Origin of the sequence: Ensifer sp. MJa1 (assembly GCF_037026475.1) — a bacterium.
Classification (GTDB): Bacteria; Pseudomonadota; Alphaproteobacteria; order Rhizobiales; family Rhizobiaceae; genus Ensifer.
In genome coordinates this window covers 307,040-319,068 of record NZ_JAKUMO010000001.1, presented here as the reverse complement: position 1 = coordinate 319,068, position 12,029 = coordinate 307,040, and the positions used below count along the sequence as shown (strand labels likewise).

The window sequence follows — 12,029 nt, the reverse complement described above, 5'->3', positions numbered from 1 at the left end:
ACAATTGATTACGGGAGTTTCCGGACCAAAATTCTGACGAGCATCGAACGATGCCGGCCACCACCGGTCAGTCGAAGTCGACGCCCATCGCGTCACGGATGGAGCCGCTTTTCGACAGCCGCTTCATCGCTTCGCGGCTCTGGCGCGGCGCCTGTCCGGCCCTGGCCGCCGGCCTTGGCCGCGCCACCGGCCCCGGCGCGTGAGCGATCTTGCTCATCGCCCGCTTCTTCGCCTGCTCGGCGGCGAGGCCGAGACGGGCATAATGCGCGAGCTTGAACAGGCGATGGTCAGTGACTTCCCGCACCTCGTCTTCCGAAAAGCCGAGCCTTTCCGCCACGTCGAAGGCACCGGCAAAGAAGGAAAGACGTCCCTCCGCATCAGCCGTTTCGGGAAAAGCTTCGATTAGCCTGGCATTTTCTGCCTCGAGCTCTTCGTCGCTTTCCGCTTGCGACAGCGCATCCACCACCGTCGCCGGCGCCTCGGCAATCGACAGGATCTCGTCGATCCTGTTGAGCCCCGCCTGATGCAGCGCCCATTGCCGGCGGTAGCCGTCCGGATCGAGTGCCGCCATGTGCTCGGGCGGTTCCGGCGGGATCTGGCTGGCGAGGAGGTTGGCAAAGGCGTTGGCCGATTGCGCCACCCGGTTTGCCATGCCTTCCAGCGCCCGCCCGCGATTGGCGATATCCTGCGTCTTGTGGCGGTAGTCGCGGTCCCGCATGTAGCCGAGCTTGAGCTCGGAAAACGGCACTTCCTCGCCGCCTTTCAGCACAACCAGAAAATCCGCGTCTTCGTTGGCCGCCGCGTCCCCGTCAGGATCAGTCGGCTCGTCGTCGGGATCGTCAGGGTCGTGGTTGCCCTGGTCATCGGCCGTATCTGCGCCGCACTCGCTAGCCCCTCCCGGCTCCAGGTTGGCCTCGTCTTCAGGCTCCCAGAAATCGAGATCGGCGCCGTCAAGCCCGGTCGCGGGGTCAACGGTTTTGCTCCCGCCGAAAGGCAGGTTGGCACTATCGTTCGTCATGGCGTGACCTTTTTTGAGAAGCAGTTCCAGGAAAAGTGTGAAACGTCCGGAACTGCGTTTTCAGATGTATGGGCCGCTCAGCCGTCTGCCCGAAGCGGCACTTGAAAGCGCTTGCCCGTCAGGCGGGTGCGCCCTTGCCGTCAGCCTTGGCTTGCTCCGTCAGGAACTTGAGCTTGCTGCGGAAATTTCTAATCGCACGGGCTTCGGCCGCATGGGCCGCCCGGCCCGCGTCATCTGTTAGCGCGGCGTGGATGCAGCCATTGATCGCCGCCCATTCCAGCTCGTTCATCAGTTCGTCGAAATAGGGCACGTCGAGAATGGCGCGCGCAGCCGCTGCCCGTTCCTCTGGTTTCATGCTGTTGGCCTCGGTTGAAGGGCAGTCGCTTTCGACTGAAAAGTCATGTCGAACGTCGCCCTGATTCTGCTTTTGTTCTACGCTACCGATGTGCGAAACGACACATTCTACTACTCTGGGTGGCTCAGAGGTTGGCAAACGAGATACCGCCTGCCCGGCCGTTCGGCGTCAGAGGTCCCGGTCCGGATGGCCATCGCCTGGCACCAGCGGCGCGAACGGCCGTGCACCAGTCATCGGAGCGCACACCATCGTATGAGGAGCCCATGAGAAGATTGTCGAGCTTGATACTCTCCGCCCTGTTTCTCGCTGCCGCGGCTTCGCCGGTCACGGCGATCGGCCAGTCGGGAGAGCCACGTGTCCGCGTCAAGGCCCTCCTGCTTGAGACCGACAAGACCTTCGAGCACGCAAGCAACTGGTGCGGCTACGACAGCAACTGCAGCTTCACGGTCGGCGATTATGACGTCGGCTTAAGCTTCTTCATGAGTGGCAAAAGCTACCGCTTGCGCGTTGCGCCGTCCTGGAAAGGTGCCGATCCCTGCTGCTCCTTCGCGGATGGAAGCGACGAGGCCTTGATCGCAAACGGCCAGCCGCACGACGAAAGGCTCTACTACAGAACTGGCTCCGGCTGGCAGGAACTCGGCACACTCTACATCGCGCTCGAAAGCCTCGAATAGCGGGAGGCTGGCGGCTCGCGGAGCGTGCTGATCCTGTGCGGGATTGATTCTGCTTTTGTTCCGCGCTACCAGTATGCAAAAACACGATGGTGAACGCCACTTTACCGCGTGCCTGAGTTTTGTTTGCCGCCGCCCTCATCGCGGTGGCATCGGTTTGACATCCTGGAGATTTGGAGCATGAAGAAAGTCGGAGTTGCCCTCGATGCTGTCGTCGGCATCGTCCTCAACATTCTCGATATCATCGTTCTCGGCCTTCTTCTGCATCGCGTGGCACGCTTGATCGTTCCACTGTTCAGCTTCGGTCGGGTGCAGGTCGAGGATATCTATGCCTCCGGCACCGGCTTCAACTGGCTGGGCCTGAAACGCCAGGAGGATGGACGCCTTCTCCTGAACTCCGACATGAGCATGGTCGCAGCTGCGCTCTTCTGGGTCCTATGCCTGGTCGCTTACCTCGCCGTCACCCGCGGCTTCTAGCTGCGAACGACCGACGCACTGGGATCATTCACGCCACCGGCCTTGCGCCTCTCGCAGGGAGGAGCGGCCAGGGAACAGGCCCTCCCAGAAGCCACGGTCGTTGTGCTGCGCATCATTGACCGGTGCTTCCGGGGCAGGCGCTTCTGGCAGTCGGGAGGTTCGTGACGCCGGCGCCAATTTCGGGGGCCCTTTGAGTTCTTGCGCGTCTTTTCCGTATGCGTCTTCCCAAAAACCAGGATTCTGGCGGTAGATTTCGTAGGCATCGTGCCATTCATTGCCAAAGTCCCGGGCAATCCTGTCCGCGTAGGCTTCGGGCACGTTGAGCGTGTCGTTAAACATCGACTTGCCAAGCTTTCTACCGACGCGCTTCAGGCCCTGGTTGATCAGAAAATTCATGTCACTCTCCTTGTTTCACGCGCAAGCGCTCGTTCCGGGTTTCACGCGCAAGCGCTCGTTCCGGGTTTCACGCACGAGCGCTCGTTCCGGCGACCCATCGAGGCGCGTCAGATGAAGGCCCGCACACTTGCGTGCATTGGTGGTTGTTGGATTGGCTTCTATCGGTGTCCCGACCTGAGCGCGGTGGCGGCGCTCATGCATTTCAACTCGACAGTTTGGAATGAGGCCGGAATCTTTGCGAACCAGCCATCACCCGATCGACAAGCGGTAGCCGGTGCCCCGTTGCCTGCAGTCGGGCCTTTTGCACCGACCTATTTGCTCGCCCGCCTGGTGCACTGGTTCTCTCGGCTGATGCAGGCAATCTCCGCCGTCGAGCATTCGGCGACGCCGTTGACGACGGCGCAATGCGAGCATTGATCGGTGAACTCCAGGCAATCCGGATTGGCCTTGATGAAGTCCTTGAGGCTGGCATTCTCGGTCTGCTGCGACTCAGGAGCAGCATCGGGCTCGGGCGTATCGGCCGCGCGAGCAGTCGACATCCCCGAAACCGCAAGTGCCAGGCAAAGCGCGACACGAAAGCTGCACTGCCTCATCCCCTGCTCCTCCCAGACAAACCCCGACGCGACGCGAAACAGGCCATCGGTCCGGAACTGCACAATTTCAAAGAGTGCCGTCACAATGGCCGTCGCGCAAGCGACCTTCGGCCGCCCTCACCCCAGTTCGTTACGGATCGCCCGCATGAAGACCTTGGCGCCGATGCCGATCAGGCCATCGGGAAAATCATAGTCCGGATTGTGCAGCCGCGCGTGGCTCTCGCCGGCCCCGAGAAAGAACATCGCAGCAGGCGCCACGCGCCCAAACAGCCCGAAATCCTCGGATCCCTTCATCGGCAGCACGCCTTCGCCGCGATCGTGGCTGACGCCCTCCTCCTCCATGGCCCGCTCCAGCGCGCTCACCGCGATTTCCGCATTGCTGCACTGGTGGAACACGTCCTCATAGCCGATCGCAACCTTCAGCCCCGCAGCCTCCGCTTCGCTTGCGACCAACGCTTCGGCGCGGGCCACGAGGTCGGCCATGCGCTCGTCGGTCAGTGTGCGGAGCGTCGCCCAGATCTCGGCATACCCAGGACTGATGCCGAAGGCCGCCTCGCCGAGCCGGGCATGCGTCACCGTGACCAGCGTATAGTCCTCGTTAAGCGGCCCGTTTTTGCCAAGCGCCGTCAGCCCGGAAAGCAACGTGGCCATAGCAAAGGTCGGGGCAATGCCGTCCTCCGGCGTCGAGGCATGCGCGGTCTTGCCGGAAAGCGAAATCCGCATGCCGCGCGAGGCGCAATTGACCGGCCCCGTGCGCAGCGCCGCATGGCCGAAGCGCAATCCCGGGAAATTGTGCAGCGAAAAGACCAGATCCGGCTTGATCCCTGAAAATTTTGGGTCGGCGAGCACGGCGGCAGCACCAGCGCCGTTTTCCTCCGCCGGCTGGAACATCAGGATGGCCCTGCCCTTGGCGGGCCGCTTCTGCCCGAGCCCCTTGGCAAGCGCCATCAGGATCGTCATGTGCCCGTCATGGCCGCACAGATGTCCCTTGCCCGCAATCTCCGAGCGATGCCCAACCTCGGATATCTCCTCGATCGGCAGCCCGTCGAGCTCGGCCCGCACCATCACCGTCGGCCCGGGCTCTCTGCCCTCATAGACCGCCGCCACCCCATGCCCGCCAAGGCCAGTGATCACCGCATCCGGCTTCGTCTCGGCAAGTGCCGCAACGACCGTCTCCGCCGTCTCCCGCTCCTCGCCCGAAACCTCCGGTCGCCGATGCAGGTCGCGCCGAAAGGCCGTCAGTGCCTCGAGTTCATGGTCGATCAGAAACATTCAGCCCCTCCGCATTCCAGTTTCCCTGCTCTTAGCAGCTCACGAAGGGTGTCGCCAATCGCGCCATCACGCGTTCTGGATTCAATCGGCCAGCCCGGACAAATAGTGCTCAAGAACTCGTCCGGTTTCATCATTTTTATCTCATCGGCCAATGTGCATCAGGACTTCCAGGGCACAACGTCGGCTACTGCTAGATCGTGCTCTCTCGCGCCGGCAATGCTATCTGTGCCTTGGCAATTCTTCTGACGGGAAGATCGAGGGCGATATAGGTCAGCAGAAACACGAAAGTCTGGGGCCCAAAAAGGCCAAAGATGACCACAATTGCGATTGTTTCCAAAAGAAAATTGACGCTGTCGATGCTGTTGGCAACGAAGAAGTATCCGAATGGTACGATCATCAAAACGACTGCCGCCAAGCAGATACACAGAAGCCGTTTCCACAGAGGTCGGGCAGAAAGCGGCACCAAGGCGAACAGGTAGAGCGACGAAAACAACAGGGCGGTGGTGAAGTCCACATAGCGACCGAAGAACCAGGCAACGGTCGTCAGCATGGCGACGTAACTCAACAGAACTCGGATCGTATTGAGAACCATGTACCGCATGGGATACCTGAAGCATGAGGGGTTGTTCTTGCCGACCCAAACTTTGGCAGGCCTATTGGCTTTGCCTGGAAGCTAACTGTGGCATATGCGCCCTAAACGCGAAGCGGAAGAAAAAACCTCCTCTGATTGCACAAGGCTATCACCCGATCTTGTCAGGGCACCGTCCGATGTTTCCTGCAAACGGCCTATCCTAATCCCTGACCCGCGCGCCGTCCTGCCGGTGCGCGCGCTGTTTTAGTCCCTAATCCTCTCGCCTTCTTCACCTGGCTTCTCGATCGCCACAGCCTTCGCCCGGATAGTAGTCTTGACTTTCACATAGTCCCCGAGCTCGTACCCCGAGCCGATTTCCATAACGACCGTGAAGCGATCCCCATCGTAGCCAAGAAACTCGATGGAACCGAACTCGTCATTCAGCAAGCGACCGGGCGGGTCGAAGGAAATGTGATCAACCCCTTCGAACACCAGGAAACCATCGTCAACGTCTTCAGCAGTGTAAAAATTCCACGTTTCCCCGCGCATGCGCGACAAGGAATCAATTTGGATCTTGACCTCGTCCTTCCAGCCGTCAAGCACGATGGACTTACATGCACAGTCGACGAAATGGATCGTCTTCAGGAATTCATCCGGTTTCATTTCATTTCCTTATGAGCCAGAACGCGCGTCACATCTCTGGGATGACCGCTGTTTCGGGCAATCGGCCCAGCCTAATCCCGGATCCGCGCACTTTCTTCACCCGGTTCCTCAATCGCCACCGCTTTCGCCCGTATGGTCGTTTTGATGAATCCGTAGTCGCTGACCTCGTCGGCAGCGCCCAATTCGATTACGACCGTAAACCTCTCACCATCGTAACCAACGAACTCAATGCTGCCGATTTCATCGTTCGGAATTCGTCCGGGCGGATCGAACGAAACGTGATCGACTCCTTCAAAGACCAGAAAACCATCGCGTACATTTTCGTTCACGTTCCACGGTCCCGAACGAAGACGCGATATGGAGTCGACCTGGATCTTGACCTCCTCCCTCCAGCCATCGAGAACGATCGCCTTGCAGGCGCGGTCACCGAGATAGAGCGAGTTCAGGAATTCGTCGGGTTTCATGCTTCGTTACCTTGTTGGCCAATGCGCTTCGTTCGGGCCTTTGCCGACCTAGTCCCTGATCCGCTCGCCTTCTTCACCTGGCTTCTCGATCGCGACCGCCTTCGCCCGGATAGTGGTTTTCACCGAACCATACGTTCCGGCTTCGTCGCAGAAGCCCATATCGAGCACCACAGTGAAGCGACCGCCTTCGAATCCCAGAAATTCGATATCTCCGAAATCATCATTCGGCATGTTGCCGGGCGGGTCGAAGGAAATGTGATCAACACCCTCGAACACCAGGAAACCATCCACCACGTCTTCAGCAGAGTAGAAATCCCAAGCCTCTCCCCGGACCCGCGATATGGCATCAATCTGGATCTTCACCTCGTTCTTCCATCCGTCCAGCAGGATGGCCTTGCATGCACGGTCACCGAGATAAATCGAGTTCAAGAATTCGTCCGGCTTCATTTCACTTCCTCAATGGCCAATGCGCGTCAGGGCTATTGTATGGCACCACATTGCCCCAAACATCAATCGACGCTCCCTGTCCCGACTTGCCTGGACCGGTGCCCTCAAGGTGTCCATGCCCATGCGGCGTCTTTCTGGTGCCATGCCCTTCGGGGTTCAACCTCTGATAGTTCGATCCATTCGGATAGCGCGTGTGCGTGTCAACCGGGTTCTTCCCAGGCACGGTGCTGCCCCCCAACGGTTCCAGCATGGTATTACCGTTGTCATCGCCGATGTAGCGCTGAATGGGCCACCCGGTTTTCTCGTCGATAACATGTGCCCTCTCCAATTCCTCCTGGCGGATTCGCAACTTCTCGCGCTGCTCGTCGAGATATCTGGAGGTTGTCGGCATTCCGCTGTGTGGCCCCGCAATGCCCGGGCCGAACAGCGGAATGCCGTCCTCCCTGCGGCTTCTTCCGGGGAATGGCTCGTAGACAGAGGACGGCGCCAGGGCGCGATCATCCGAAGTCTGGTAGTTGTCCGGAATTCCATCGTCGTTCCTGTCGGCATCAGGTCCGCTGACGAAATCGACCAACCCGCGCACACGATTATCCCGCATGCCTCGATTGCGGTCCCAACGCGGGTGCGATTGGAATTGCAACCCTGTGGATACCGGGCGGCCGGTTTGCCGGTAGATATCGCCGCGCTCAGGATTATCGCGGTTTGACGCCCAACTGTTCGCCTCCTCGCCAAAATCGCGAAGCTCCAGTGCGCCGCCAAGCCCGATCGGCGCTTCATAGAAATCGTCGAAATTGCTGATCCGCCTCATCCCGGCATCCCTCCGATATGCGCCGTCGTCAGCGCCGTGCCGCCGGCCATCTCGGCCAGGTTCTGCTCGCGTTTCAGGTTGAGTTCGGCGTCGATCTGGTAGCGTTTGAGCGCGCCGTTCTGTTGGATCTCCGCAAGCTTCAGCTCGCGCTCCATCTCCAGCTTGCGGCTGGCGTTTTCGCCGTCCATGCGCGCCTTCTCGTTCGCTAGCTGCATCTGCATCTGCAGTTGCTGCATGCCCACGTCAGGCTGTTGCTGCGGCTGCGCCGCCTGCATCCGCTTCTGGATGTCCTCGGGCGTCGGCTTGGTGAAGTAGAGGTCGGGCGATTTCAGCCCCGCCGCCTCCACCGTCTTCGCGATGCCATCGTCTATGGTTTCGTGACTGCCGGACAAGACCGTCGCACAAGACGGCTTTCCAGGAACACATAGGTGAGCACGAAGACCAGGTAGTTGGGGCCGATCCAGCTATGCAGGGAATACAGAAACAGGCCCCGCACAAACGACTCGCTGTCAAAAGTGCCATCGGCCACGAATGTCCAATGGTACGCGCGCGCAACGATCGTCAAAAGCATGAAGACGGTGATGAGTAAGACGCGGTTGCGAAGCGAGACTGTGTGAAGCGGGACAAATGCCACAAGAAAATAGGTCGTGGCATAGGGCGCCATATACCACTGGAAGAAGCGCCCATAGAGCAGTTTCGCAACAAGCAGCATAACCGCATAGCAAACGAGAACGCGGACGGTATTCCATAGCGTGTATTGCATCGGTTCTCGGATCCGCTGTTGCGTCGGTGAACGTTGGGGCCAGCGATTTCTACTCTAGAGATTGCGGCGATTTTGCGCCACCCTGAGTTTAAGACGAGGATTTACGGCTTCCTCAGCACACGGCGCAAGCTTTCCAAGTCGGTGGCCTCGTCCACATGCCTGTCCAGACCGCGCAACTGCCGATCCAGGACAACCGGCCAGTCGGTCTTCTCCACCCCGCGAAAAGGACCAACGCCGCTAACTGCCTCGCTCACAGAAGTCGTGCAACGCGCCAGTCCCCCGCCGCCAATCTCGTCCGCGCGCCGGATGATCTCAGCCTCCTCTTCGGGCGTCGTCGCAAACTTGCGCACGGTTACATTGGGGCCATCACGAAGCTGATACTGCAGATAGTCCTCAGGAGACACTTGCGATCCATATAAAGCACGCCCGCTGCCCATTTCTCTGCTCATGTAAGAACCTGACGGATCGTAGAGGAAACGCCCCTCAGGATCGCCATTGTCGGGAATGATAAAAAGCCCACTGTGCATGTTGTTGCCAAGCAGAGCTTGAATAGGCCAACCCGTCGGATTCGTATTGGACATGACATAGGTCGCAGCCACCTCCACGCCCTTGTCGCGCCCATGCTCCTTGCCCCACCCTGGCAACCGGCTGTTGGCCTCCTCGCCGAAATCGCGCAGCTCCAGCGCCGTCGTCGACGGCGCGCCGGTTTCGTACAGGCCGTCGTCCGGCATGCCCCCAACGGCGGTATGACCCGGTTTCACGCCAAAGGTGTCATATGCTCGCTTGTTCATTCTGATCATCCCGGCATCCCTCCGATATGCGCTGTCGTCAGCGCCGTGCCGCCGGCCATTTCGGCCAGGTTCTGCTCACGTTTCAGGTTGAGTTCGGCGTCGATCTGGTAGCGCTTCAGCGCGCCGTTCTGCTGGATCTCCGCAAGCTTCAGCTCGCGCTCCATCTCCAGCTTGCGCCTGGCGTTTTCGCCGTCCATGCGCGCCTTCTCGTTCGCGAGCTGCATCTGCATCTGCAGTTGCTGCATGCCCGCGTCAGGCTGCTGCTGCGGCTCAGCCGCCTGCATCCGCCGCTGGATGTCCTCAGGCGTCGGCTTGGTGAAGTAAAGGTCGGGCGATTTCAGCCCCGCCGCCTCCACGGTCTTGGCAATGCCGTTGTAGAGGTTGTCGGGCGAGACGTAAGGGTTGTCAGGCCCGAGCGTCGTCAGCAGTTTTTCCTGCAATTGCTGGATCATCTGGATCATCAGCATGTCGCGTTCGCGGGTTCCCGCACCAAGCCCGGTGTTGACGGTCGCATCCATGCCGGCGTTCCAGTGGCGCGGGTCGAAGGTCACCCATTTGCCGCGCAAGCGCACCGCCCGCGGACGATCCTGGTGCTTGATGGTGAGCCCGAGCAGCCCCTTGAACACCCGCCTCAGCCCTTGCGCGAAGGTGCGCACCATCAGCTCCGTCTGGCCGATGCCCGCCTGTTCTACGAGGGCCGTCGCCTTCGCCGTCATGTTCTGCAGCGCATCCGGCGCCATGCCGCTCGACGCATCGGAAATCCCGGTGCGGTCAGTCGCCTCCTGGTCAAGATAGCCGAGCATCGAGAAGGACTCGCGCGCCACGAACGGCACCGCCGTATAGCCGACGGCACCACGCACATCGACGCCCTGGCCGACGCGGATCGGCTGGCCGAATTTCGGGTTCAGCACCGATTCCGGGTTCTGGATAACCCCTTCCTGCACGATCGGCTGCTGGTTGTTCTGCCAGTAGAGATTGTCGAGCGTCTGGCGCAGAAGCACGGTCTTCACCCGCTGGATCTCCGCCATGTCGTCGGTGATCGCATTGCCCTCGCGCTGGTGCGGCCGCCGCTCGGTGATGAGATCGGCAAAGGGCACCTCGTCCCATTCCGCGTCTTCCAGCAGATTGTCGGCCCCGGTGCCGCCGGCAAAGACCAGGCGGCGGAGTTCCGCAATGCCGTCGTCATCCGCATCCACCTTCACATAGAGCTCGTAATAGTCGACCTCTTGCAGCGCCGTCGCCGTCTCCTCTCCATCGCCGAAGATGCCACGCCTTCGGGCAAACTCCTCGTCCTCGCCGTCCGCATTTCCGGCAACGGCGAAACCTTCGACGAGATCGCGGTCGTAGCCCATGGCGATGAGATCGGAGCGGCGCATCCGCCGCTTGATCCCGGCAATCGGGCTGTCGTCGATCGAGATCGCATCCGGATGAACGAGGAATTCCTCGAGCGGCACGGCGGCAAGCCTGGTCGCCCCGCGCTCCGCCATGCGGCGGATCTTCACGGTGAAGACAGGCTGCTCGACAGGCCCGGTCGGCAGCTCGATCCGCTCGACCGATTGCGCCTGTTCCAGCACCTCCACCGTGTCGTCGGCAATGAGTTGCACCAGCGCCGCCTCGTCGAGCCCGCTATGGGTCGAAACTTCGACGCTTTTTCTCTTCTCGTACCACCAGCGGATCACGCCATTGCCGAGCTTCAGCGCATCGTGCGCCGCGTCCTGCACCGCGTCATAGCCGTCGCTTTCGGGAAAGACGATGTAGTTGATGTAGTCGGTCGCCTGCTCCGCACCCGCCTCGTCGCCCTGGTTGACCGGCTGGTATTCCACCACCTTGTCATTGCCAAGCACGGTGCGAATGAGCGAAGGCAGCACCTTCTTCACCGCCGCCCGCACGTCACGCGAAACCACCTTGGAGCGGTTTGCTTCCGCCGGCACATCGGCCATCACCCCGTCATAATATTCCATCGCCCGCACACGCGCCGCCGAAAGCTGGTCGCGATAGTCCTCGCAATCCCTGACGAGCTGGCCCACGAGCTCCGTCAGTTCCGGTTTCGTCATCGCTGCCATCAGAGAACCTTTCAGGGTGGAAATTTGGTTGAGATGCTGGTGTTGCCACGCACGGCACGAACGGGTACGGCCCGGCGCCTGGGGCTGTTCGGCAGCGGAAGGATGTCGCAAGAACATCGTTTGTCGTGATGAATTGGTGACGGCGAACACCGGGGAGCGAGGCCCTTTGTTCGCCTGCTCAATGCTTGCTGTCGCCAAATGTTGGACAGGTCGGCAACGGAGGGCAGCCGTTGGTCGGTTGCTTCAGCCCTTGCGGCGAGACCTTCGATGAGACCTGACCGCGGCCAACCAGTCTGGAAGAACGAATATGCCACTGGCCGACGCGACGAACTGAGCGACGGGCATGAACCCTTCTTGCCGTGCCATGCCACTCGACAGGGTCGCGAACATCACCATGCCTCCGAACCACAGGTAGGCTCGCTTCATCTCCGCCACCGGCATGACGTCGAAGAGCCTGGAAACGTAGTCGGGCTCGAGCCTTAGTATCATCGCGGCGATGAAGGCGAGAGACAGTATTGACCAGGCATAGACCGAGAGAGTGGCGCTCCGCGCGGCTATGATGCCGTTCTGGTGCAGAACGTTGGCTAAAATCGAAATGACCAACAGGGCGCCAAGCAGCGCCCAAATCAGCTTCCGTTTGCGTCCCCAGAAAACATACATACCCGCACTGGTAGCGA

The 12,029-nt window shown here is 60.5% G+C and carries 17 protein-coding genes; 2 read left to right on the top strand and 15 right to left on the bottom strand.

Annotation, left to right across the window (positions count from 1 at the left end; all coding sequences use genetic code 11):
- Positions 1-67: 67 nt before the first annotated feature.
- Both MKZ91_RS01655 and MKZ91_RS01650 read right to left on the bottom strand, forming a co-directional pair.
- Positions 68-1,018: a hypothetical protein gene (locus MKZ91_RS01655; RefSeq protein ID WP_336167313.1), complete on the bottom strand. Its 951-nt coding sequence runs from the start codon at positions 1,016-1,018 to the stop codon at positions 68-70.
- A 118-nt stretch (positions 1,019-1,136) separates the two neighbouring features.
- Positions 1,137-1,373 carry a hypothetical protein gene (locus MKZ91_RS01650; protein ID WP_336167312.1) on the bottom strand — a complete coding sequence of 79 codons (237 nt, stop codon included), beginning with the start codon at positions 1,371-1,373 and terminating at the stop codon, positions 1,137-1,139.
- A gap of 263 nt (positions 1,374-1,636) precedes the next feature.
- Here MKZ91_RS01650 and MKZ91_RS01645 point away from each other — a divergent pair, with 263 nt between their 5' ends.
- Positions 1,637-2,047, top strand: a complete 411-nt coding sequence (locus MKZ91_RS01645) for a hypothetical protein (protein WP_336167310.1) — start codon at positions 1,637-1,639, stop codon at positions 2,045-2,047.
- 177 nt (positions 2,048-2,224) lie between these two features.
- Positions 2,225-2,521 (top strand): hypothetical protein, encoded by a 297-nt coding sequence (locus MKZ91_RS01640; protein WP_336167308.1) that lies wholly within the window; start codon positions 2,225-2,227, stop codon positions 2,519-2,521.
- Positions 2,522-2,545: 24 nt separating this feature from the next.
- On the opposite strand, the gene MKZ91_RS01635 is transcribed toward MKZ91_RS01640, so the two are convergent.
- The 13 genes from MKZ91_RS01635 to MKZ91_RS01575 all read right to left on the bottom strand — a co-directional run bounded on the left by MKZ91_RS01635 (position 2,546) and on the right by MKZ91_RS01575 (position 12,012).
- A complete protein-coding gene (locus MKZ91_RS01635) occupies positions 2,546-2,917 on the bottom strand; it encodes a hypothetical protein (RefSeq protein ID WP_336167306.1) in 372 nt (123 codons plus the stop codon).
- A gap of 311 nt (positions 2,918-3,228) precedes the next feature.
- Positions 3,229-3,510: a hypothetical protein gene (locus tag MKZ91_RS01630; protein WP_336167304.1), complete on the bottom strand. Its 282-nt coding sequence runs from the start codon at positions 3,508-3,510 to the stop codon at positions 3,229-3,231.
- A gap of 117 nt (positions 3,511-3,627) precedes the next feature.
- Positions 3,628-4,782 carry an amidohydrolase gene (locus MKZ91_RS01625; RefSeq protein WP_336167301.1) on the bottom strand — a complete coding sequence of 385 codons (1,155 nt, stop codon included), beginning with the start codon at positions 4,780-4,782 and terminating at the stop codon, positions 3,628-3,630.
- A 190-nt stretch (positions 4,783-4,972) separates the two neighbouring features.
- Entirely contained in the window at positions 4,973-5,332 is a 360-nt protein-coding gene (locus MKZ91_RS01620) for a hypothetical protein (protein WP_336167299.1), read from the bottom strand.
- Positions 5,333-5,617: 285 nt separating this feature from the next.
- Positions 5,618-6,016: a DUF6258 family protein gene (locus MKZ91_RS01615; RefSeq protein ID WP_336167297.1), complete on the bottom strand. Its 399-nt coding sequence runs from the start codon at positions 6,014-6,016 to the stop codon at positions 5,618-5,620.
- 71 nt (positions 6,017-6,087) lie between these two features.
- Positions 6,088-6,480 carry a DUF6258 family protein gene (locus MKZ91_RS01610; protein WP_336167296.1) on the bottom strand — a complete coding sequence of 131 codons (393 nt, stop codon included), beginning with the start codon at positions 6,478-6,480 and terminating at the stop codon, positions 6,088-6,090.
- A 48-nt stretch (positions 6,481-6,528) separates the two neighbouring features.
- Entirely contained in the window at positions 6,529-6,927 is a 399-nt protein-coding gene (locus tag MKZ91_RS01605) for a DUF6258 family protein (RefSeq protein ID WP_336167295.1), read from the bottom strand.
- A gap of 1 nt (position 6,928) precedes the next feature.
- The gene (locus MKZ91_RS01600; protein WP_336167293.1) at positions 6,929-7,735 is read right to left on the bottom strand and encodes a hypothetical protein; all 807 of its coding nucleotides are present in this window, start codon (positions 7,733-7,735) and stop codon (positions 6,929-6,931) included.
- Complete coding sequence (locus MKZ91_RS01595) at positions 7,732-8,127, bottom strand: hypothetical protein (protein ID WP_336167291.1); 396 nt, start codon at positions 8,125-8,127, stop codon at positions 7,732-7,734. Before MKZ91_RS01595 ends, MKZ91_RS01600 begins: the two co-directional genes overlap by 4 nt.
- Complete coding sequence (locus tag MKZ91_RS01590) at positions 8,103-8,498, bottom strand: hypothetical protein (protein ID WP_336167289.1); 396 nt, start codon at positions 8,496-8,498, stop codon at positions 8,103-8,105. The genes MKZ91_RS01595 and MKZ91_RS01590 overlap by 25 nt, the downstream gene beginning before the upstream one ends.
- 101 nt (positions 8,499-8,599) lie before the next feature.
- Positions 8,600-9,298 (bottom strand): hypothetical protein, encoded by a 699-nt coding sequence (locus MKZ91_RS01585; RefSeq protein ID WP_336167287.1) that lies wholly within the window; start codon positions 9,296-9,298, stop codon positions 8,600-8,602.
- Positions 9,295-11,352 carry a portal protein gene (locus tag MKZ91_RS01580; protein WP_336167285.1) on the bottom strand — a complete coding sequence of 686 codons (2,058 nt, stop codon included), beginning with the start codon at positions 11,350-11,352 and terminating at the stop codon, positions 9,295-9,297. The genes MKZ91_RS01585 and MKZ91_RS01580 overlap by 4 nt, the downstream gene beginning before the upstream one ends.
- A 243-nt stretch (positions 11,353-11,595) precedes the next feature.
- The gene (locus MKZ91_RS01575; RefSeq protein ID WP_336167283.1) at positions 11,596-12,012 is read right to left on the bottom strand and encodes a hypothetical protein; all 417 of its coding nucleotides are present in this window, start codon (positions 12,010-12,012) and stop codon (positions 11,596-11,598) included.
- Between the last annotated feature and the right edge of the window lie 17 nt (positions 12,013-12,029).

Bases quoted from the DNA above. Each gene is read 5' to 3' on its own strand.
- MKZ91_RS01600 (WP_336167293.1), bottom strand. From the start codon at position 7,735: ATGAGGCGGATCAGCAATTTCGACGATTTCTATGAAGCGCCGATCGGG.
- MKZ91_RS01635 (WP_336167306.1), bottom strand. From the start codon at position 2,917: ATGAATTTTCTGATCAACCAGGGCCTGAAGCGCGTCGGTAGAAAGCTT.
- MKZ91_RS01625 (WP_336167301.1), bottom strand. From the start codon at position 4,782: ATGTTTCTGATCGACCATGAACTCGAGGCACTGACGGCCTTTCGGCGC.
- MKZ91_RS01585 (WP_336167287.1), bottom strand. From the start codon at position 9,298: ATGATCAGAATGAACAAGCGAGCATATGACACCTTTGGCGTGAAACCG.
- MKZ91_RS01620 (WP_336167299.1), bottom strand. From the start codon at position 5,332: ATGCTGACGACCGTTGCCTGGTTCTTCGGTCGCTATGTGGACTTCACC.
- MKZ91_RS01630 (WP_336167304.1), bottom strand. From the start codon at position 3,510: ATGAGGCAGTGCAGCTTTCGTGTCGCGCTTTGCCTGGCACTTGCGGTT.
- MKZ91_RS01575 (WP_336167283.1), bottom strand. From the start codon at position 12,012: ATGTATGTTTTCTGGGGACGCAAACGGAAGCTGATTTGGGCGCTGCTT.
- MKZ91_RS01645 (WP_336167310.1), top strand. From the start codon at position 1,637: ATGAGAAGATTGTCGAGCTTGATACTCTCCGCCCTGTTTCTCGCTGCC.
- MKZ91_RS01615 (WP_336167297.1), bottom strand. From the start codon at position 6,016: ATGAAACCGGATGAATTCCTGAAGACGATCCATTTCGTCGACTGTGCA.
- MKZ91_RS01640 (WP_336167308.1), top strand. From the start codon at position 2,225: ATGAAGAAAGTCGGAGTTGCCCTCGATGCTGTCGTCGGCATCGTCCTC.
- MKZ91_RS01580 (WP_336167285.1), bottom strand. From the start codon at position 11,352: ATGGCAGCGATGACGAAACCGGAACTGACGGAGCTCGTGGGCCAGCTC.
- MKZ91_RS01650 (WP_336167312.1), bottom strand. From the start codon at position 1,373: ATGAAACCAGAGGAACGGGCAGCGGCTGCGCGCGCCATTCTCGACGTG.
- MKZ91_RS01655 (WP_336167313.1), bottom strand. From the start codon at position 1,018: ATGACGAACGATAGTGCCAACCTGCCTTTCGGCGGGAGCAAAACCGTT.
- MKZ91_RS01605 (WP_336167295.1), bottom strand. From the start codon at position 6,927: ATGAAGCCGGACGAATTCTTGAACTCGATTTATCTCGGTGACCGTGCA.
- MKZ91_RS01590 (WP_336167289.1), bottom strand. From the start codon at position 8,498: ATGCAATACACGCTATGGAATACCGTCCGCGTTCTCGTTTGCTATGCG.
- MKZ91_RS01610 (WP_336167296.1), bottom strand. From the start codon at position 6,480: ATGAAACCCGACGAATTCCTGAACTCGCTCTATCTCGGTGACCGCGCC.